Below are 20,887 nucleotides of genomic sequence, written 5' to 3'. Positions count from 1 at the left end.
GTATGCAGTGATCTCACAGAAGGGTCCGCGCTATGCGCATCGCCGACACGGTCAATGCCCAGCCTCCAAAGCTCCGCGCTGCCAACGGCCAGCGTAACGATATCCTTCGTGGACTTTGCAACATCTTTGATCTGGACGTCGCTTTTGTGTCTGCTTTCGAAGGCTCCAGTCGTCGCGTCGTGTCGTTGGTCGAACGCAGACAGCTGTTTGACGAACCGATCCCCGAGAATATCACCGATCCGCTGGATGAAAGCTATTGCTATCAGATCGCTTCGGGGCGGGCCGATACGCTGATCGTTGATGCACGGCTGGTGCCTGCACTCAGCGCCCTGCCCGCCACAGAATGTTTCTCGATCCGCGGCCATATTGCGGCGCCGATCGTGCTGGCCAGCGGTGACATCTATGGCATGCTCTGCGCCTTTAGCCAGATCCCACGGCCCGATCTGGACGCACGGGATCAGGCGGTCGTGGCGCTTTTGGCCGACTTGATCGCCAAAGACATCGACGCCAATCAAGGCCCGAACAGGGATCCCGATCTGATCAATGTGCTGTCTGACGCGCTGCAGGACGCGCGTTTCGATGCGATGCTGCAGCCGGTCTACTGCCTGTCAGCCCATGATATTATCGGCTACGAAATGCTGACCCGGTTTCCCGACGCGCCTGCGAGCACCGAACAGGTCTTCAGTGCTGCGGCGGAAAATGACCTCGCCGTCAGGCTTGATGCGGCGATCCTGCGCAATGCCGCCAAGATCGCCAAACAGCTACGCGGGGACACCTTTCTGGCGGTCAATATGTCGGTTGCGTCGGTCACGGCGCTGGACCTGACCGAGATCTTTGACGCCACCTGCCGCGACCGGATTGTCCTGGAGATCACGGAGCATCAGGCCGTCACGAACTATCGCAGTTTCGCACCTGTGCTCAAACGCCTGCGCGGTCTCGGTTTCCGGATCGCCATTGATGACGTGGGCGCGGGCTATTCCAGCTTTCGCCATGTGCTGCAACTGCGGCCAGATTTCATCAAGCTCGACCGGTCTTTGGTCTCGGGGATTGATATGAACCACGAACAGGCAACGCTGGTGTCAGGTCTGCAGCAATACGCCAGCGCCCATGGTGGTCAGATCATTGCCGAGGGGATCGAGACGCTCGAAGAGATGGACCGCCTGTCGCAGATCGGAATTTGCCGAGGCCAGGGCTTTGTCCTTGCCGCGCCGCAACCCTGGCAATCGGTTCTGGACAAAGCCGGATAGGCCGCGCTTAGAACAGCTCGGCCTCATGGGCGATGATGGCAGCCTGCGTGCGATTGTTCACACCCAGTTTGCGATACAGGGTCTTCATATGCAGCTTGATCGTGGGCTCTGTCAGGTCCAGATCGCGCGCGATTTCCTTGTTCGATTTGCCCGCTGTCAGACCGCCCAGAACCTGCAGCTCGCGCTGGGTCAGTTTTTGCGCCAGCGGGTGTTGGTCCGCCTCCTCGGGCGCGGTCATGAAATCGATCGGCGCATATTGCTCGCCCATGGCCATAAAGCGCACGGCATTGACCAAGGATTTCGCAGGCAGGGTTTTCGGAACAAACCCCGCAGCCCCCAGCGCCAGCGCCTGTTCCGCGATTTCCCGCGTGGCGGTGCCCGAAATCAGCGCAACCCGCTGGCCGCCACGCAGCTCCAGCGCGGTTTTCAGCCCCTCCAGACCGTTCATCCCCGGCATCTTATAGTCGAGCAACACAAGGCTGTAAGGCTCGTCCTTTTCGATCCGCTCGACAGCCTCGTCAAAGCTGGACGCACTGCCCAGAACGATCCCCGCCTCTGCGCCCAGAAAGGCGATCAGAGTGTCTCGCAAAAGGTCGTGGTCATCGGCAATCAATACACGCATCGCGGGATAAGGCCTTTCAAAATTGACTGACCAGATCATTCTGGTTCTGGCGTCCAAGGTAAAGTGTTTCTTGGACATTATCATGGGGAAGTGATCCGGGAAATTCTACCCCTTCGGGTACGCCTTGCCAATTAAGTATGAAAATTTCCAGCCTTGGGACATCGAACTGTCACAACGGACTGCCTGTCGCAGTCATTTGGGACGCTGATCCGCCCCGACGCGAAATTGAAAGGTCACGGCCCTTGGACGATGACTAGATCATCCTTAACCAAACCTTTGGGGTGATCAGAATGGAACCACTTGCGATTGTATCTTGTGCGGCAAAGCCTGCACCGATGCGCCCCAATGACTGTGACGCCCAACGGGTCAGTGCCCTTATCGAGCGCATGACCTATCGATGCTACGTAAAGCGTCTGGTGGACGTCATCGTCACGCTGATGGTTCTGTTTTCGGCCCTGCCGTTTTTCATCGTCCTGACCGCGCTGGTCCGCCTGCAAAGCAAAGGGCCCGCCTTGTACAAACAGACCCGCATCGGTCTGAACGGTGTGCCCTTCACCATCTACAAATTCCGCAGCATGTATCAGGATGCGGATGCGCGGCTGGCCGAGATGGTGGCCACGTCGGATCGTGACGGCCCATGCTTCAAAATGCGCAATGATCCCCGCATCACCCCCGTGGGACGCCTTTTGCGCCGTACATCGCTCGACGAGCTGCCGCAGCTGTTCAACATTCTGCGCGGCGATATGTCTTTGGTCGGACCGCGCCCTGCTTTGCCGGTCGAAGTCGCGCAATATTCCGACTGCGCCATGAAACGCCTGCTCGTGCGGCCCGGCCTGACAGGGCTGTGGCAGGTCTCCGGGCGTGCGAACCTCAGCTTTGACGAGATGATCGCGCTCGACCTTCAATACATCCGCGACCTCAGCCCCGCTTTGGATGCAAAGATCCTTCTGCGCACCTTGCCCGCCGTCACCATCGGCGAAGGCGCCTACTGAGCCTAAAGGAGAGCGCCATGTCCCGCCCGTTCCGTATCCTGCATCTGGTGGACGCCGACGCGTCCGAGGACACGCTGCGCGCCATCGACCATCTGGTGCGTGGCCAGTCCCAATCGGACTGCGTGCACATGCTGCACAGGATGGATGGCGGCGGGCGGTTTGCCACCGTGTCCTGCGATATCCGCGTGTCGCACCTGCAGCTTACGGGGCGCAGTGTTTCCTCGCTGTTGCGGATGCGCGCCTTGGGGGGCGCTGCGCCGCTAGCCCATATGGAGCACACATTCTCGAAGTCCTATTTCGACCACACCTGCAGCGGATGGGCGCCAAGGTCCGGCCTGTTGAAGATGGCCTATAGGCTTTTTGATCGGGTGCTTGCGGTCAGCAAAGCGCAATACACGTGGTTGCGCGATACGCAGCTGGTCCCGCAGGACCGCCTGTATGTGATCCCGCCCGACAGCTGCCGCGCGGCCTACCGCGCCTTGCCACGTCCCACGGGACCGGTGCGCGTTGTCGGTGCAATTGGCCGCTTTCACGAGCAGCAAGGCTTTGACATTCTGGTCAAAGCGTTCCGAAGCCTGCCGCAGCCAGATATCCGCCTGATGTTATGTGGCGAGGGGCCGGACAAGCCGCGGCTTCAGGATTTCGCCAACGGCGACCCGCGCATCCGGTTCCACCGCGGCACCTACCCCGTCACCAGCATGGCAGAGATTGATTTGCTGGCCATTCCGGCGCGCTGGCAGCCGTCGGGATCGCCCGCGCTGGATGCGCGTGAGGCGGGTCGTCCGGTGCTGGTCTCTGACACCGACGCCCTGCCCGATCTGGCCATTGGCCGCATCGTACGCGACAACACACCAGACGCGTGGCGAGTGGCCCTGTCAGAGGTGCTGCACGCGCCAGCGCAAAGCGTGCCGTTTCGCACCACCCCTGCCCGCGCCGGGCCTGCGTGGGATGTGATGGCGCGCTACCTGCTCAGCAGGGTGGAAGCCGCCTAACCCTTTTCATGGAAGAAAGCGTAGATCCGTTCGGCCAGCGCCTCTGACACGCCTTCGACGGCCTTCAGGTCGCTCAGGTTCGCGCGGCTGACCGCCTTGGCCGAGCCGAAATGCTGCAACAGGGCCCGCTTGCGCGATGCCCCGACGCCTGCGATCTCGTCGAGAGGGTTGGCCATCTGTGCCTTCGCACGCTTCGCGCGGTGCGTGCCGATGGCAAAGCGGTGCGCCTCGTCGCGCAGCCGCTGCACGAAGTACAAAACAGGATCGTTATGGCGCAGCGCAAAAGGGCGCTGTCCGGTCCTGTGGAATTCCTCTTTGCCGTGGTCACGGTCCACGCCCTTGGCCACGCCCACAAAGGGCAGATCATCCACCCCGTGGGCGCGCATGATTTCCGCCACCGCAGACACCTGCCCCGCGCCACCGTCGATCAGCATCAGATCCGGCCACAGCCCTTTCTCCCGGTCGGGATCATCCTTTTTCAAACGCGACAGGCGGCGGTTCAGCACCTCTTTCATCATGCCAAAGTCATCGCCGGGCGTCAGATCATCGCCCTTGATGTTGAACTTGCGGTACTGGTTTTTCATGAACCCGTCCGGACCGGCGACAATCATGCCACCCACCGCATTGGTGCCTTGAATGTGCGAGTTGTCGTAGACCTCGATCCGCGCGGGCGGTTCGTCCAGATCAAAAGCCTCTGCCAGACCGCGCAGCAGCTTGGCCTGCGTGGCGCTTTCGGACATTTTCCGCGCAAGGCTTTCCTTGGCGTTGCGCAGGGCACCATCGACCAGCTCGGCCTTCTCGCCGCGCTGGGGCACGGTGATCTCGACCTTGCGGCCGAGTTTCTCGCTCAGCGCCGCGCACATCAGGTCCTCGTTCTCGATCCCGCTGGACAAAAGGATCAGCCGCGCCGGTTCCTTCTGGTCGTAGAACTGGCCAACGAACGCCTCCATGACCTCTTGCGGGCTGACGTCGTCGCCCACACGCGGGTAGAAATCCTTGTTGCCCCAGTTCTGGTTCGCGCGGATAAAAAACACCTGTACGCAGGCTTGCCCGCCTTCCATATGCAGGGCGATGACATCCGCCTCGGCGGTCGATTGCGGGTTGATGCCCTGCGCGGTCTGCACCTGCGTCAGCGCGCGGATCCGGTCACGTAGAGCGGCGGCGCGCTCAAACTCCATATCCTCGGAAGCCTGCGCCATCTCCGCGCCGAGCTTTTCCTGAATCTCCGTTGATTTGCCCTGCAGGTAGCGCGCCGCATCCCGCACGGAGGCGGCGTAGTCCTCTTCCGAGATCCGGCCCACGCAGGGCGCGCTACAGCGTTTGATCTGCGCCTGCAGACAGGGGCGTGTGCGCGTCTCGAAATCGGAATCCGTGCAGTTGCGCAGCAAAAACGCCCGCTGCAACTGGTTCAGCACGCGATTGACCGCGCCCGCGCTGGCGAAGGGTCCGAAATACTGCCCCTTCTCCCGCTTGGCCCCACGGTGTTTTTTGATCTGCGGGTAGGCGTGATCGGAGACGAGAATGTTTGGAAAGGATTTGTCATCCCGCAGCAGCACGTTGAACTTGGGCTTGAGCTGCTTGATGAGGTTCTGCTCCAGCAGCAGCGCCTCTGTCTCGGTGCGCGTGGTCAGGAACATCATCGACGCGGTTTCCGAGATCATCCGTTCGATGCGGCGTGAATGGCCGTTGAGCCGCGCATAATTGGACACACGGTTGCGCAGGTTGCGCGCCTTGCCGACGTATAAAACGCGGCTTTGGTCGTCGAGCATGCGGTACACGCCCGGCGAGCCATCCAGCGTTTTCAGGTAGGATTGGATGACCTCCACCCCTTTGGCGGGCGGCGCTGTGTCTTGCGGCGTCTCGTCCATTTTGCCTCTGCCCCGCTGATCCGGGATCCCCTAATTCGATTCTCGATTTGGCTGCAATGCGCCGACGGTGTGTTCAAGTGTGAATACATCCACCGAATATGTGGATAACTCTGGGTGCAATTTATAAACAGTCGTGATTTTCTTAAGGAAACAGGCCACTTCGTGGCGCTGCTTAATTTTTAGGCGCGAAAATAACTAACTGTTTTAGAACAAAATTTTTCCAGATCGCAGCAACTCTATGAGTTTGTTAAGTTTTTCGTAACACTTCTGTTAACGTGACGTGACAGGTGCACAAGTCAGCCGCCAACCGCTATTCCACCCCGGTCACATCGGGCGTTTCCCAAGCCAGATGTTGGCCGCCATCGATGCAGATCATCTGTCCGGTGACGCTTTTGGCGGTCAAAAGGTATGTAAGCGCGCCGCAGATATCCTCGGCATCCGCGCCCCGCTTCAGGACTGTCGCCGCACGCTGGGCCGCGAAATCATCCTCGCTTTGACGGCCGCCTTTCAGGGTCGGACCCGGCCCGATCCCGTTGACCCGCACGCGCGGTGCCAAGCCTTGTGCAGCGGTGCGCGTCATCACCCACAGACCAGCCTTAGCGATCGTATAAGACGCAAATTCCGGCGTCAGCTTGTGTACCCGCTGGTCGATCATGTTGACCACCAACCCTTGGGCCAAAGGCTCCCCCCGGGCGTCGGTCTGCGGCTCTGGCACTTGGCGCGCGAAATTCTGGGTCAGGACAAAAGGCGCGCGCAGATTGCTTTCGATGGCGCGGTCCCAACTGTCCCGCGTGGCCGTGCCAAAGTCGTCGTGTTCAAAAATCGAGGCGCTGTTGACCAGAACCGTAAGCGGCCCGCCCAATGCCTGCGCCGCCTGAGCAACCAGCGCCTGTGCTGCGTCTTCCTCCAGCAGGTCGGCCTGCACAGTGGCGGCGGTGCGCCCCATGGCACGGATCTCGGCTGCGACCTCTTCTGCGGCCTCCTGCGATCCGGCGTAATGCACGGCCACATCATAGCCCTGCTGCGCCAATTCCAGCGCCATCGCGCGGCCAAGCCGTTTGCCCGCGCCGGTTACCAAAGCTTTGCGTTCGGTCATGTTCATGCCTTCGTTGTCAGACGATCACCATGACAACATAGCCGATATAAAGCGCAGACAAGATCACGCCCCAAATCCGGTTCAAGTCCTTCTTGAGGAAGACAAACGGGATCAACAGCAAGGACGCGCCCAGCATCACCGCCAGATCAAAGGCGAGGTTCGGCATCTCAAAGGGCATCGGCGCGATCATCGACGCCACACCGATGATGGCCAGCAGGTTGAACATATTCGACCCGATCACGTTGCCCAGCGCCACATCCGCCTGACGCCGCAGCGTGGCCATCACAGTGGTCGCAAGCTCCGGCAGCGATGTGCCCACCGCAACCAGTGTCAGGCCGATCACCTCGTCCGAGACATTGAACATGCGGGCAATTTCCGACGCGCTGTCCACCAGCAGGTTCGCCCCCAAGGGCAGACCGATCAGGCCCAACACCAAGAACAGCCCGATCTTCCACCAAGCCATGTCGGGGTCTGCGCCTTCCGGCTCTTCAAGCTCTTCGTCCAGATCACCGGCGCGACGATGGGCCAGCGCATCGCGGATCTGGTCCCCAAGGATAAAGGCCAGCGCCGCCAGCAGCACCACACCGGATTTCCAATCAAAGGTCTCGCGCAGGGCCAGCGCAATGAACAGCACAGAGGCCGCGATCATCTGCAGATAGCTTTTGCGCGTGTCATGCGCCGAGGTATGCATCACCGTGATCAGCGCCGGAATCCCCAGCACCATCAGCACGTTGGCCACGTTCGACCCGATCACATTGCCCAGCGCGATCCCCGGCGCGCCCCGCAATCCCGCCTCGACCGAGATCAGCAGTTCCGGCGCGGATGTCCCGAACGCCACGATGGTCAGCGACACGATCAGCGCGGGAATGCCCACCCGCAGCGACAGGTTCACCGCCCCTTTGACCAAAGCATCCCCAGCCAGAAGCAGGATCAACAACCCCAGCACCGCATAGACAAAAACCATTCAGTGAGTTCCCTTTTCGCAGGCACAGGGGCCCTTGCCGATGGAATAGCGCCCGCATCGCGGACATTTCTTTGCATCAAGCCGCAGCTTGTCCCGCGCGGATTTCAAACGCCGCGCGGTTTTGGTTCTCCAGCCGCCGAACATGCCGATAACGCCCATGACCAGCAAGAACAGAAGAACCAGTTTCGCGATCACGACAGGCCAAACCTTGCGTAATCCGCACGTTCCTCGATCTCGTTGAGCGCGCCGCGCGTGGCATCCTGCGCCGCGGCAGATAGGCCAAAGCGCGGCATAAGCGGGCGCTTGGCCTCAAAGCGTTTGAACGACACCTTGTCGCCGTAGATCTCTTTCATTTTTGGCACCAGATGGCCGACCCCATCGGCCAGCCCCTGCTCCACCGCGCCCTGACCAACCCAGATTTCGCCGGTGAACAGGTCGGGGTTCTCGGCCAGCTTGTCGCCACGGCGCGCTTTGATCTGCGCGATGAACGTCTCGTGCAACTGACCCAACAGCCGTTCCAGCCGCGCCACGTCTTCTTCGGTTTCAGGGCGGAACGGATCCAGCATGGATTTGGATTTGCCTGCGGTATGCACCCGCCGTTCAATGCCCTGCCGCTGCAGGAACACATGCGCCCCGAACCCCGAGGAAATCACCCCGATCGACCCAAGGATCGAGGAGGCATCGGCCCAGATATGATCCGCTGCCGAGGCGATCCAATACCCGCCAGAGGCCGCCACATCCTCGACAAAGGCGTGGACGGGGATGTTCTTGTCCTCGGCCAGCCGCCGGATGCGCGCCCCGATCAGCGAACTTTGCACAGGCGAGCCACCGGGCGAATTGATCTCCAGCGCGATGGCATCGGGCTTGGCGGCAAAGGCTTTTTCCAGCAGTGGCGCAATTGACCGGTCGCTAAGATTGCCACGCGCAGGCACGGAAATCGCCCCCTGCAGGCGCACGACAGCGACCCGGGGCGGGCTTTTGACGAAAGGGATCCAGCGTTTCATAGCATCGCATGTAGACACGCCAGCCCCGCACGACAAGCAGTCCGCCGCAATTACGTGGCACCCTGCGACCCGAATACCATGCCGGACACACGCACCTGTCACGGGATCAGAAAAACGACTGCGGATCAATATCGATGGCCAGCCGCGTCTCGCCGCGCAGCTTGACCTGCCGGGTCCAGGCGACAAGGGCCTGCTGCAACATCACCTCTTTCGGGCCACGCACCAGCATCCGCACGCGGTGACGCCCCCGCACACGGGCGATGGGGGCGGGCGCGGGGCCGTAGACCTGCGCGTCGATTTTGCGCAGCGGCGCATCATTGCGCGCCAACTGGTTGCCGATGTCGAACAGTTCCTGCGGCTCCGGCCCCGACAGGATGATTGCTGCCAACCGGCCAAAGGGCGGCATCCCGCCAATACGACGTTCATCCGCCTCGGCGCGCCAGAACGCCTCTTCATCTCCGGCCAAAATCCCCCGGATCACGGGATGCTCCGGCTGGTAGGTCTGCAACAAAGCCTGCCCGGGCTTTTCTGCCCGGCCCGCGCGCCCCGCCACCTGCCGCATCAATTGAAAGGTCCGCTCGGCCGCCCGCAGATCCGACCCCTGCAGACCCAGATCCGCATCAATCACCCCGACGAGTGTCAGGTTGGGAAAGTTATGCCCCTTCGCCACCAGTTGCGTACCAATGATAATATCGGCCCCACCGGCGGCAATGCTTTCGATATGCGCCTTCAGCTCGCGCGCGGTGCCGTACAGATCCGATGACAGAACCGCGATCCGCGCATCGGGAAACAGCTCGCCCGCCTCCTCGGCCAGACGCTCCACACCGGGCCCCACAGCGGCCAGCTTCCCCTCCACCTCGCACGAGGGACACACCTCCGGCATCGGTTTGCTTTCGCCACACTGGTGGCACACCAGTCGCTTGAGAAACCTGTGCTCCACCATACGCGCGTCGCAATGGTCACAGCCGATCTGCTGCCCGCAGGCCCGGCACAAAGTCACCGGCGCATAGCCACGACGGTTGATGAACAACAAGGCCTGCTCATCCCGCTCCATCCGCAGCTTCACCGACGCCGCAAGCCGCGGAGAAATCCACCGGTTTGACGCAAGCTCCTGTCCGCGCATGTCGATGGGCTTCATCTCGGGCAACACCGCAGCCCCGAAACGCGATGTCAGGATCAGACGCTTGTACTTGCCCAGATCCGCATTGACCCAGCTTTCCAACGACGGCGTGGCCGAGGCCAGAACAACCTGCGCTCCAACGATAGAGGCGCGCAAAACCGCCATGTCGCGGGCGTTGTACAACACCCCCTCTTCCTGCTTGTACGAGGTGTCATGTTCCTCATCGACAACGATCAGCCCAAGGTTCTGAAAAGGCAGGAACAAGGCCGATCGCGCCCCCACCACCACCTGTGCATGCCCTTCGCCCACCATACGCCAGACACGTCGCCGCTCGGTCATGGTCACACCGGAATGCCACTCTGCCGGACGGGCGCCGAACCGCGCCTCAAGCCGCTGCAGAAACTCGCCGGACAACGCGATTTCCGGCAACAAAACCAACGCCTGCCGCCCTTGGCGCAATGCCTCGGCCACAGCTTCCAGATAGACCTCGGTCTTGCCCGACCCGGTCACCCCCTTCAGCAAAGTCGTGCCGTAAACACCCTGACGCAGCCCCTCGCACAAGACCGCCGCCGCCGCCGCCTGATCCTCCGTCAGCGTCTTGCCACCATAGGCCGGATCAAGACGCGGGAAGGGCGTATCACGCGGGCTTTCCTCCTCGACGATCGCGCCAGAACCCACCAGCCCTTTCACCACCGACGACGTCACCCCTGCCGCCTCCGCCAACTCCTTCAATGTCAACGCCAACCCGCCAAGATCCTCTGACGCGGCCAGCACCCGCCGCCGCGCATCGGTCATCCGATCCGGCTCGGATGTGCCCCGCCGATACACCTTGCGCATGGACGGACCGTCGCCCAACCCCGGCGCACGCGTGGCCAGACGCAACATCGCGGACAGCGGCGTCAACGTGTAAGCCCCGGCCCGCTCCAGAAACAGACGCATCTCATCACGCATCAAGGGGGCATCCAGAACCCGGATCACCGGGCGCAACTTGGCCGCATCGAAATCGCCCGCCCCCGGCCCCCAGACGACCCCAAGCACCTTACGCGGCCCCAAAGGCACTTCGACAAAGGCACCAACCCGACAGCCCCCCGAACAGGCACGGTAATCCAGCACCCGGTCCAGCGGCTGCGTCGTCAGAACGCCAATGCGCTCACCTTCGTCGAAAAACTCCTGCATGCCTCTCAGATGGCGCAAAGCGCGCGCCCTTGCAACGCGGCCCCGCAATTTTCCTGGACTTGCGTTTTTCCTTGGTCCAAATACCTATCCCCGCTGCCCGCCTGTCGCCACCCCCGCAGGGGCGCACACCACCCCGATCAGGCTTTCCGCCACCCCCTATCTCGGCTACAAGGCCGCAGACTCAAACCCAAATGGGGGACCATCCGATGAAATTCTTTGTAGACACCGCTGACATCGACGCCATCCGCGAGCTCAACGACCTCGGCATGGTCGATGGCGTGACAACCAACCCCTCACTGATCAAGAAATCCGGGCGCGACATTCTCGAAGTGACCAAGGAGATCTGCGAACTGGTCTCCGGTCCTGTCTCCGCCGAGGTCACCGCAACAGATGCGGACAAAATGATCGAAGAGGGCCGCAAACTGCGCGAAATCGCCGAAAACATTGCCGTCAAAGTCCCGCTGACCTGGGATGGTCTGAAAGCCTGTAAGGTCCTCAGCGACGAAGGCACCATGGTTAACGTCACCCTGTGCTTCTCGGCCAATCAGGCGCTGCTGGCGGCCAAGGCGGGCGCGACCTTCATTTCGCCCTTCATCGGTCGCCTCGACGACCTGAACCTCGACGGCTTGCAGCTGATCGAAGACATCCGCGAGATCTACGACAACTACGGTTTCGAAACACAGATCCTTGCGGCCTCCATCCGCACCGCGAACCACATGTCCGACTGCGCGGCCATTGGCGCCGACGTGGCAACCGCCCCGCCCGCAGTGATCAAGAACATGGCCAACCACGTGCTGACCGACAAAGGGCTGGACCAGTTCCTCAAGGACATCGCAGAGGCCAACATCAAGATCGTCTGATCCCGACCGCTTTATGCGTTTTGCCCCCGGTCGCTTGGCGGCCGGGGGTTTGCATGTCCGGCGTCAGGGAACGAAGCAGACGGCAAACACGTTACACCGGCAATCGTCGCGCGGCCGCCCGTGTCGACAGAGCAACCAAAAGGACCGCCGGTATGACATCACGCATGACACGCAAAATTCTGGGCTCCGCAGCCTTCGCCCTTGCCGGTTCCGCCGGGATTGCCTTTGCCCAATCCAGCGACACCGACGCGGACGAAACCGCAACCTGCGCCGAGCTGAACGAAGTCCTCACACAGGCCGACGTGCCCGAGGCCGTCACCGCCGAGTTGCAACGCACCATTGATGCCGGTGACAATGACGAATGTTCCGTCGTGCTCGAAGATCTCGAATCCGCAGGCGGCTTGCACGGCTATGTGCTGATCGAGGACGAATCGTCGGAGGATGCAGGCTCCGGCGAGATCGACAACACCCCCTACACCACCGCCGCCCAAGGCGAGGTCATGCCCGAATCCAACGGCGACGGTGATGCCAAAGGCGCTGGCGCCTATTCCGCAGCGGCGGACGCGGACCCGATCCCCGACACCGTGCGCAGCACCCCTGCCGACCTCGCACAACCGCTCAAGGTCGAGGACGTGATGGGCCTGCCCGTCTATGACGCGAACGGAGAATCCATCGGCGAAGTCGAGGACGTTGTGACACGTGATGACGGCAGCATCGACCGTGTCATCATGGACATCGGCGGCTTCCTTCGGCTTGGCACACATACCGTCGCCCTGCCCTTGGTGGATCTGTTCGTCGATACGGAAAACGGCGATCCCCGCGCTACCGCGGACTACACAGAGGACCAGTTGCGCGACATGCCTGAATACGAGGGCTAACCATGCAAAAAGCCCCGCCACCATATCCGGTGCGCGGGGCTTTGGCTGTCTGGCCAATCGTGGCGTTAGACGTTCGGCTCGCCCTGCAGGCCCAGAACCTTGCGAAAGCCGGTCCAATAGCCCGGCAGCTTGGGAGCGTGCTGCAGATCCGGCATGGCCTCTTCGGCCCAAGGGGCCATGGCGCGCGGCATAAAATCCCGCCCCCATGACAGATACGCTTCGGCGTCGTTGGGGCGCAGGCGGCAGGCCGAGCCGACCATGCCGACCAATGTTTCTGCCGGCGAATACCATTCGTCCTGAATGCCGGTCACTTTGCGCTGCAAGAACGGCCCCACCACCCGCATCAGGCGCTTTTCGGAAAATTGCAAAAGCATCTTCCCCATCTCGTCACGGCTGTAGTGGATCAGCGGCGGGAAAGTGTCGAAAAAGACCGCCTGCCCTTCGACAATGGCAAAGTTGCGGATCGAAGGGTGAAAGCCGATGCGCCCGTCAAACCCTTCGGCCCAATGCCAAAAGCGCGCGATCACCTGACCGGCGGCTTCCAACATCTCCAAGGTTTCATCCAGCGTCCCGCTTTGCATCAAGGGTCGCATCAGGGAGCTGGTGTCCAGCGCCTCTTGCACCACCACCGGCGTCACCTCGCCATGCAAATCCACCAGATGGAATTCGGTCTGCGGCAGCGGCACCCCCGCATCATTCAGCGCGGTGACGTAATCCGCATGACACTGCGCCAGCCTGTTGGTGGCCTCCGGCGTGGCGGCACCGCGATAGACCTTGATCACGCGGTCTGCCAGTGGCCCCTGCGCAGGCCGGAAGGGCGCCGTGAAATACCCCAGTTTGGAAACCGGCTGGCCTTCGGCCTGACGAAAGGCGGCAATCGCCTCGCGGATGTCATCGTGCGCGTTGGTGGTCATGTGGTGCCTCTTTGCTCGTCTGGGGCGGGACTTACCCCGCTTTGAGCCGCTCCGCCACCTCTGCAACGAGCGCGCTGACTTCGTCGCGGGCGGGGCCTTTGGTCTCGATGGCGGCCCGCCCCTGCCCCATCGCTTCGGCATAGCCGACACGCTGTGCCAAAACCGCCTTGGCCACTGGCGCGCCCAACTCCTTGGCCGCAGTGGCCACCTCCGCCCCAAGGCGGGTCCCCGCGCGCGTCCGGTTCATGATCAACAGGACCGGCTTGTCCTCGCGCGCGGCCAGATCCATCACGCCCTCAGTGGCCCATAGATCCATATGTCCAACCGCCACAGGCACCGCGACCAGATGCGCCACCCGCAAGGCCGGGCGCAGATCGCTGTCGACCTTTGGCGGGGTGTCTACGATCACGATATCGCATGAGTTGGCCATCTTGCGCACTTCCATCGAGATGCCCCACGCGCTGGACGTCGCAAAGTCCAGCCCTTCGCAGGCGGCCTCGTCGCGTTCCAGCCGTGTGACATACCACCGGCCAAGCGATCCTTGTGGGTCCAGATCGATCAGTCCGACGGTCTTGCCCTCGGCCCGAAATCCCAGCGCCAGATGGGCTGCCAATGTGGTTTTGCCAGAGCCGCCCTTTTGCTGGGCCACAGTGATTACCTTGCCTGCCATATCACGCTCCCGTGGTCTGTCTCGACAATGCCTGCAGGCACCGCTCATGGCCAGCACAAAGCATAAAAACGCCCCTTAACGACGGTTTAACCAAGATTGAGCATTCTGACACCACCCCAGCAAACACCCCGTCCCCATGTGCAAACCCCTACGGCCCTTCTTGCTCACTGCCTGTTTGGCACTGCCCTGCGATCCTGCGCAGGCGGGGGCATGGCCGCGCGAGGCGGGCACGGGCTTTGCACTGGTGTCAGGGCGTGTGGCTTGGCCGCAAAACCTGCAACATTGGACATCTTACGCTCCGACAGAAGACTATCAGACCCTGTATCTCGAATACGGGCTGACCGATTCATGGACACTTGGCATGGACTTCGGACGCTCGGTGTCTGGTGAAGGAAAGCTTGTCGGTTTTCTGCAATACCCGCTGCGCAACCGTGATCGCGGACCAAAAGTGACCGCTCAATTAGGGTTTGGCGAGATTTCGGGCAACAGCGTTCTGCGCCCCGGCCTGTCTGTGGGCTGGGGGCTGAACCGGGGCTGGCTGTCGTTCGATGCGCTGGCCGAGATGCAAGCGACAGACGACGTCATCGACTACAAACTGGACGCCACATGGGGCCGCAACCTGCCCAACGACTTCAAAGTGATCTTTCAGGTTCAGACAGGTCTGGAACAGGATGACCCGCCCTTTGTCAGGCTTGCACCGTCGGTTGTGACACCCTTGGGCGAGCGCACAAAGGCCGAATTCGGCCTGACATGGGGGCTGACGGGGGACAGCTCCATGGGGCTGATGTTCGGCCTTTGGCGTGATTTCTGAAGTGAAGCCTTCTACCTTAACGATCTGACCGCATCGTCACCGCCACATCCCCCAGAACCGGGCGGGAAAAGGTCAGCTGAACACGGTCATTGTTCGGACCGGTGCCCGCCTGCGTGTAGGGCAGGTCATACTCCGACACATTGCTTTCATTGCGCAACCGCGATGTGGCCACCACGCTGTCGACCTGCTGGCTGTACCCTTCAAAGGGCAGCCTGTTGCCGCTGTCGACCTCCCAGACCTGCGCATGGGTGTTCTGGCTATGCGTCACCATCAGCGGGTTCTGCGCACCGTATTCGATGTTGTGATAGGTGTTCCCGACAAAGCTCACATCGCGAAAGCTGCCCTTGTCCATATCCGCAAAGGAGGTGTCGATCCGCTCGGCCCGATCGATGGCCACGCCCACCCCGCGAAACGTATTCCCGGACACGTTCAGACCGTTCAGCCGGTGATTGATGCCGTATGGCTTCACCACGATAAAGCTGAACGACGTGGCCACATTGGAACACAGCATCACGTTGTTGGTGATCGACAATCCCGCGAACCCGAAACCGCCGGTAAAATCCGGTTCCGGCTCTCGCTCATTCGTCCATTCAATAAAGCAGTTGTCGATATAATTGCCGCTGATCTGGGCGTTGCAGGCCCGCAAGGTCAAAACAACCCCCGCACTGCGCACACCGGCATTCGCGGGATCGCCTTGGAAAAAGTGATTGCCCGTGATGATGCTTTGCGCGCCGCTGACCACCGCGAAATGCCGGAACTGCGAGGCACGACAGTTGCGGATTTTAACATCATTGGCATTGGTCACAATCGCCACGCTCTGCCGGTTCTGCGTCAGCTCACAGCCTTCATGGCTGATGAACTGGCACAGATCGATCAGCGCCCCCTGACAGCCGTCGCCACTGGACACAAGACCGCGATGGCCGGGGCGGTTGAACACGCAATTGCGCACCACGTTTACCGTGCCAAACGCAGGCCACAAGACACCGCTTGCCAGCTCATTACACTGGAATTCGATACCCTCTAGCTCGAACACATTGAGCCGCTCGAAGCCCGTAAAATCCAGCATGAATTTGAACCGGGTAAAGGTATAGGTCTGCACGCCGACCGCATCCGACAGCGGCTGCGACAGGGTCAGCTCCTGAGCGGCCACATTCACGTCCTTGACGTAAATCTCTCGGCCAACGCCCGCACCTGTGACCAGACTGCCCTGCTGGATATTTGCGATATTGGAGACATTGGTCAGCTTCCACGGCGTGCCCGCACTGTAGGTCGCAGTGCTTGTGACCGTTTCCGGGGACCAATTGCCACTGTCCTCGGCGCGCAGCTGCCCGTTGCGAATGACGCGCCGCTGTGCGTAGGTCGTGCGGTTCGGCACCGCTGCCTGCACATCAATCGGACCATAGACCGACACGCGCCGCCCGCCCAGATCAAGGCTCTCGTGATCCGCCCCGTTCAACAACGACTGCAATGCCTTCTTAAAGGCCAGCTCTTCATCACCACCAAAGGCGTCGATATAGACCGGCAGGCTGAAATCCTTGGCCAGGGACAGGATGGCCTCGGTCGGCATGCTCAGGGTGCCCTCGAACTGCACGCGGCTTTCCAAGGTCAGCGACTGCTCCAACCGATAAACACCCGACGACACCAGCACCCGGCGCCCCGCCGCCGCGGCATCCGCCGCCTCAAACGCTGCGGTGTCATCGGTGACGCCATCCCCCACCGCGCCGTAATCGCGCACGTCGACCCAATTCATCATGTCACGCAGAAAGACGTTTGTGACGTCCTCGATCTGCAGATCGTCGATGCGCAGGACGCCGCCGTTGATCCCGATCATATCAATGCCAAAATGGCCATAGGTGGCCGACGTCCCCCAGACAAGGTCCACACCATCGCGGTTCCCCGACCCGACGATGGCGCTGATCTCGACCACCTCGCCATAGCTGGTCAATTGGGTTGTCGGGCCAGCGGTCACAATGCCGCTCGCGGCAGACCCGTTGGCCTGCGCAGCATATCCGGCGATCCGGATCTCCGGCAGCGCTCCGGAGACCGCTTTGACCCGCGCGGTGATCTTCAGATAGCAGCCCAGCGGCAGCGGTGTCTGCCCCATATAGCGCAGCTTTTGCGTCGCATCGGTTTTCTGAACTTCCAGACAGCCACCAAAATCCTGATCCGCCGGCACGAAAGCCGCAGTCGCAATCCCGTTGTAGGTATCCGACCCGGGTGTCCCGTCACCGCGCGAAAACTGTCCCAGATTGCCCGCAGCAAAAGCCACCGGCATAAAGACCAGACCGTCCGTGATCGCCTTGTTCATTGTATTCCCTTTCGACGCCAGTGGGTCAAAGACCCGATCGGCCAAGGGAAATATCAACGCCTTCTTAACGCTTTTGGACACCACCGTACGCTAAGGCACCGACACAGGGATCGCATAGGGCGGGCGGGGCGCCTTTGGCGCAGCCAAACAGCTCCGCGCGCCCTAGACCGCCACATCCGGTGCGGGAATGACCTGAACGCCCCCGATGCGCCAATCGCCATCGATCTGTTCCATCCGGTAAGCCAAGCCAAAACGCCGCCCCGCCTGATCGGTGATCAGGACCTCCTGCCAAAGCGTGTCATCCACCTCGCGCAGCAGACCAAAATTAACCTCTCCGGGACGCCAGACCATGGGATAGCCGTCGCGCACCATCGCGCCAAACCGCTCCGGCGATCCGAACATGCGCTGAATGCCGGGGCTGGCAAAACCAAACGCCGTTCCAAAGTCATCCACACGAAATGCCTCGATCTGCTCTGCGATCACCGCTTCGATGTCGGGCTCCGGCGGCACCACTTCTTGAGCCTGCGCCCGATATCCGCCCAAGCTCAACGCGACCGCTACGACAAAAACCCAGATGATCCGCATGACAAAGCCCTCCATGGATTGACCATAGGTAAGCCACGTCCGGACCCTGTCAAAAGTTTCGCCCGCCGCCTTTTCAGACGACGGGCGTGTTTTTCATGCGCGAAGATCACACACTCAGGACAATTCGCCCGCCAGACCCGCGTCGATCAAAGCCGCTGTTTCCGACACGCCGTACAGCGCGATGAACCCACCGAACCGCGGCCCCTGGCTTTGACCCAAAAGAACCTCGTAGAGCGCCTTGAACCACTCACGCAGGTTTTCAAACGCATGCGCCTTGCCGACAGAGAACACCAAAGACTGCAGCGTTTCGTCATCAGCCACACCGTCAAAGGCTTTCAACTGCGCCGAAAGATCTTCCATCGCGGCACGCTCCTTGGCGTCCGGCGCGCGGAAGGTCTTCGACGGCTTGACGAAATCCTCGTAGTATTTGACCGCAAAGCCCGCAGCCGCGTCCACATCGGGATGTGTCTCCGGCGTCGCATCCGGAGCATAGCGCCGGATAAAGGCCCACATGGTCTCTTTGTCCTCGGCCCCTGCCGCACTGGCAAGGTTCAGCAACATAGAGAACGGCACAACCATGGTGCTTTCCGGCGGCGTTCCGTTGTGGATATGCCAGACGGGGTTGTTCACCTGTGCCGCCACATCCTGCGTCGGGAAGGCACGCAGTTGCTGGTGATATTCATCCACCGCTTTAGGGATCACATCGAAGTGCAAACGCTTCGCCGTCTTGGGCTTTTGGAACATGAAATACGACAGGCTTTCGGTCGACGCGTAGCTCAGCCATTCGTCAATCGAAATGCCATTGCCCGACGACTTGGAAATCTTGGCACCTTCGGCGTCAAGGAACAGCTCATAGCTGAAATGGTTCGGAGGCGTACCGCCCAGCGCCCGACAGATCGAATCATAGATCTTTTCGTTGGTCGCATGTTCCTTGCCATACATCTCGAAATCGACGTCCAACGCTGCCCAGCGCGCCCCGAAATCTGGCTTCCACTGCAGCTTCACGTTGCCGCCGGTCACAGGCAACGTCCACTCGCGCCCGTCCTCGTCGTCAAACGTAATCTCGCCCTTCTGGCCATCGACGTGCTTCATCGGCACATACAGCACCCGCCCTGTCTCAGGATGGATCGGCAGAAAGATCGAATAGGTCGCCGCGCGCTCATCACGCAGCGACTTCAACATGATTTCCATCAGCTTGTCATAGCGCTTGGCCGCCAACAGCAGGATGTCGTCGAACTGGCCGGACTTGTAGAACTCGCGCGCCGAGTAGAACTCGTACTCGAACCCGAAAGTATCCAGGAACCGGCGCAGCATGGCATTGTTGTGATGACCAAAGCTTTCGTGCGTGCCAAAGGGATCGGGCACCGACGTCAAAGGGCGCTGGAGATGGTCCTGCAGCATCTCCTGCTGCGGCACGTTCCCGGGCACCTTGCGCATGCCGTCAAGGTCGTCCGAAAAACAAACCAGCTTCGTGGGAATGTCCGAGATCGCCTCAAAGGCGCGGCGGATCATCGTCGTGCGCAAAACCTCGCCGAAGGTGCCGATATGGGGCAGACCCGACGGGCCATATCCGGTCTCGAACAGCACATAGCCCTTCTCGGGCGGCTTTTTTTCGTAGCGTTTGAGGATCCGGCGCGCTTCTTCAAACGGCCAGGCCTTGGCTTTCATGGCGGCTTCGCGCAGTTCGGACATGTCCACAGACTCCAGAGGGGAATAACGAACCGCTTCCTATTGCCCCATGGGCCAAGCGTCAATAAATTGCGCTGCAACGCCGCATTTATGGACGGAAAAACAACATGACCGACACGCCCCAACCGCTCAGCCCCCAAGATTGCCTTGTCGCGATCATGTTGGCGGTCTCCATGTCCGACGAAAACATCCGTACCGCCGAGCTGGTCAAAATCGATTCGGCGGTGAACATGCTGCCGGTTTTTGCCAATTTCGACACCGACCATGTGCGCACCATGGCCTCTCTCGTGGCAGATCTGTTCGAACAAGAAGACGGGCTCGACGCGCTGTTCGGTCTGATCCGCGACAACCTGCCCGAACGTCTGTTTGAAACGGCCTATGCGCTGGCCTGCGATGTCGCGGCAGCCGATGGCACGCTGCAGGAGACCGAACTGCGCCTGCTTGAGGAAATCCGCTACGAGCTCAACATTGACCGGCTCCATGCGGCGGCCATCGAACGTGGGGCTCGCGCGCGGCATTTGTCGCTGTAATCCGCGCCCCTGAAGGTCAGGTTTCCCCGACTGCATTTTGCAGCCTTTGATGCTATGCTGGCATTGGCAATTTTCGCCAATGCGCTGCCACGCATACGTCGGAGGAATATTATGCATCGCGTTACTACAGCCGCATTTGCAGCGGCATTTTTATGTTTACTATCGTTGGCCGCACAGGCGGCCCCCTTGATCGCCAAGGTCGATATATCCCGCCAAACCATGACGGTGATTTATCACGGGCAGGTGACCTACGAATGGCCGGTGTCCACCGCGCGCAGTGGCAAATATACCCCGCGCGGCAGCTGGTCAGCCAAGTGGTTGTCGCGCCACCACAAATCCAGCCTCTACAACAATGCGCCGATGCCCTACTCGATCTTTTTCAATGGCAACTACGCCATCCACGGCACGAACCAAGTGTCGCGTCTGGGCCAACCTGCATCGGCCGGTTGCGTGCGCCTGCACCCCGAACATGCTGCCGTGCTGTTCAGCCTGACCCAACAGGTGGGCAAACAGAACATGCAAGTGGTCATCCAGAATTGAGACCTGTGACGCGGCCACGCC

Annotated in this window: 19 protein-coding genes; 8 read left to right on the top strand and 11 right to left on the bottom strand. The window is 61.0% G+C overall.

The window, feature by feature from the left end:
• Positions 1-32: 32 nt before the first annotated feature.
• Positions 33-1,247 carry an EAL domain-containing protein gene (locus ACN5AZ_RS11085; protein ID WP_419428949.1) on the top strand — a complete coding sequence of 405 codons (1,215 nt, stop codon included), beginning with the start codon at positions 33-35 and terminating at the stop codon, positions 1,245-1,247.
• Between the two features lie 7 nt (positions 1,248-1,254).
• On the opposite strand, the gene ACN5AZ_RS11080 is transcribed toward ACN5AZ_RS11085, so the two are convergent.
• The gene (locus tag ACN5AZ_RS11080) at positions 1,255-1,869 is read right to left on the bottom strand and encodes a response regulator transcription factor (protein WP_419428948.1); all 615 of its coding nucleotides are present in this window, start codon (positions 1,867-1,869) and stop codon (positions 1,255-1,257) included.
• A 335-nt stretch (positions 1,870-2,204) separates the two neighbouring features.
• On the opposite strand from ACN5AZ_RS11080, the gene ACN5AZ_RS11075 reads away from it, so the two are divergent.
• Entirely contained in the window at positions 2,205-2,861 is a 657-nt protein-coding gene (locus tag ACN5AZ_RS11075; RefSeq protein WP_419428947.1) for a sugar transferase, read from the top strand.
• A gap of 17 nt (positions 2,862-2,878) precedes the next feature.
• Positions 2,879-3,853: a glycosyltransferase family 4 protein gene (locus ACN5AZ_RS11070; protein WP_419428946.1), complete on the top strand. Its 975-nt coding sequence runs from the start codon at positions 2,879-2,881 to the stop codon at positions 3,851-3,853.
• Here ACN5AZ_RS11070 and uvrC read toward each other — a convergent pair.
• The 5 genes from uvrC to ACN5AZ_RS11045 form a co-directional block, all read right to left on the bottom strand.
• Positions 3,850-5,721, bottom strand: coding sequence for an excinuclease ABC subunit UvrC (uvrC, locus tag ACN5AZ_RS11065; protein WP_419428945.1), 1,872 nt, complete (start codon positions 5,719-5,721; stop codon positions 3,850-3,852). The genes ACN5AZ_RS11070 and uvrC overlap by 4 nt on opposite strands.
• 310 nt (positions 5,722-6,031) lie before the next feature.
• The gene (locus ACN5AZ_RS11060; protein ID WP_419428944.1) at positions 6,032-6,817 is read right to left on the bottom strand and encodes an SDR family oxidoreductase; all 786 of its coding nucleotides are present in this window, start codon (positions 6,815-6,817) and stop codon (positions 6,032-6,034) included.
• Between the two features lie 16 nt (positions 6,818-6,833).
• Positions 6,834-7,781: a calcium/sodium antiporter gene (locus ACN5AZ_RS11055; protein ID WP_419428943.1), complete on the bottom strand. Its 948-nt coding sequence runs from the start codon at positions 7,779-7,781 to the stop codon at positions 6,834-6,836.
• A 191-nt stretch (positions 7,782-7,972) separates the two neighbouring features.
• Entirely contained in the window at positions 7,973-8,785 is an 813-nt protein-coding gene (locus tag ACN5AZ_RS11050; RefSeq protein ID WP_419428942.1) for a S49 family peptidase, read from the bottom strand.
• A gap of 106 nt (positions 8,786-8,891) precedes the next feature.
• Entirely contained in the window at positions 8,892-11,081 is a 2,190-nt protein-coding gene (locus tag ACN5AZ_RS11045) for a primosomal protein N' (RefSeq protein WP_419428941.1), read from the bottom strand.
• Between the two features lie 206 nt (positions 11,082-11,287).
• On the opposite strand from ACN5AZ_RS11045, the gene fsa reads away from it, so the two are divergent.
• Together fsa and ACN5AZ_RS11035 are read left to right on the top strand one after the other, a co-directional pair.
• The gene (gene fsa / locus ACN5AZ_RS11040) at positions 11,288-11,941 is read left to right on the top strand and encodes a fructose-6-phosphate aldolase (RefSeq protein WP_419428940.1); all 654 of its coding nucleotides are present in this window, start codon (positions 11,288-11,290) and stop codon (positions 11,939-11,941) included.
• Positions 11,942-12,093: 152 nt separating this feature from the next.
• Complete coding sequence (locus tag ACN5AZ_RS11035; RefSeq protein WP_419428939.1) at positions 12,094-12,819, top strand: PRC-barrel domain-containing protein; 726 nt, start codon at positions 12,094-12,096, stop codon at positions 12,817-12,819.
• 65 nt (positions 12,820-12,884) lie between these two features.
• Here ACN5AZ_RS11035 and ACN5AZ_RS11030 read toward each other — a convergent pair whose 3' ends face one another.
• Together ACN5AZ_RS11030 and parA are read right to left on the bottom strand one after the other, a co-directional pair.
• Entirely contained in the window at positions 12,885-13,733 is an 849-nt protein-coding gene (locus tag ACN5AZ_RS11030) for a DUF6206 family protein (protein WP_419428938.1), read from the bottom strand.
• A 31-nt stretch (positions 13,734-13,764) separates the two neighbouring features.
• Entirely contained in the window at positions 13,765-14,403 is a 639-nt protein-coding gene (gene parA / locus ACN5AZ_RS11025) for a ParA family partition ATPase (protein ID WP_419428937.1), read from the bottom strand.
• 175 nt (positions 14,404-14,578) lie between these two features.
• On the opposite strand from parA, the gene ACN5AZ_RS11020 reads away from it, so the two are divergent.
• A complete protein-coding gene (locus ACN5AZ_RS11020) occupies positions 14,579-15,214 on the top strand; it encodes a hypothetical protein (protein ID WP_419428936.1) in 636 nt (211 codons plus the stop codon).
• A gap of 16 nt (positions 15,215-15,230) precedes the next feature.
• Here the strand turns inward: ACN5AZ_RS11020 and ACN5AZ_RS11015 are convergent, their stop codons facing one another.
• From ACN5AZ_RS11015 to ACN5AZ_RS11005, 3 genes are all read right to left on the bottom strand, one after another.
• Positions 15,231-17,522 (bottom strand): right-handed parallel beta-helix repeat-containing protein, encoded by a 2,292-nt coding sequence (locus tag ACN5AZ_RS11015; RefSeq protein WP_419428935.1) that lies wholly within the window; start codon positions 17,520-17,522, stop codon positions 15,231-15,233.
• Between the two features lie 162 nt (positions 17,523-17,684).
• Positions 17,685-18,107 (bottom strand): DUF4864 domain-containing protein, encoded by a 423-nt coding sequence (locus ACN5AZ_RS11010; protein ID WP_419428934.1) that lies wholly within the window; start codon positions 18,105-18,107, stop codon positions 17,685-17,687.
• Between the two features lie 114 nt (positions 18,108-18,221).
• A complete protein-coding gene (locus tag ACN5AZ_RS11005) occupies positions 18,222-19,799 on the bottom strand; it encodes a lysine--tRNA ligase (RefSeq protein ID WP_419428933.1) in 1,578 nt (525 codons plus the stop codon).
• Positions 19,800-19,903: 104 nt separating this feature from the next.
• On the opposite strand from ACN5AZ_RS11005, the gene ACN5AZ_RS11000 reads away from it, so the two are divergent.
• Complete coding sequence (locus tag ACN5AZ_RS11000; protein ID WP_419428932.1) at positions 19,904-20,326, top strand: tellurite resistance TerB family protein; 423 nt, start codon at positions 19,904-19,906, stop codon at positions 20,324-20,326.
• A gap of 54 nt (positions 20,327-20,380) precedes the next feature.
• Positions 20,381-20,866 (top strand): L,D-transpeptidase, encoded by a 486-nt coding sequence (locus ACN5AZ_RS10995; protein ID WP_419428931.1) that lies wholly within the window; start codon positions 20,381-20,383, stop codon positions 20,864-20,866.
• Positions 20,867-20,887 lie beyond the last annotated feature (21 nt).

Origin of the sequence: Sagittula sp. SSi028 (assembly GCF_048553715.1) — a bacterium.
GTDB lineage: Bacteria > Pseudomonadota > Alphaproteobacteria > Rhodobacterales > Rhodobacteraceae > Sagittula.
The sequence above is the reverse complement of the archived record's forward strand: the minus strand, read 5'-3'. Positions and strand labels throughout refer to the sequence as shown.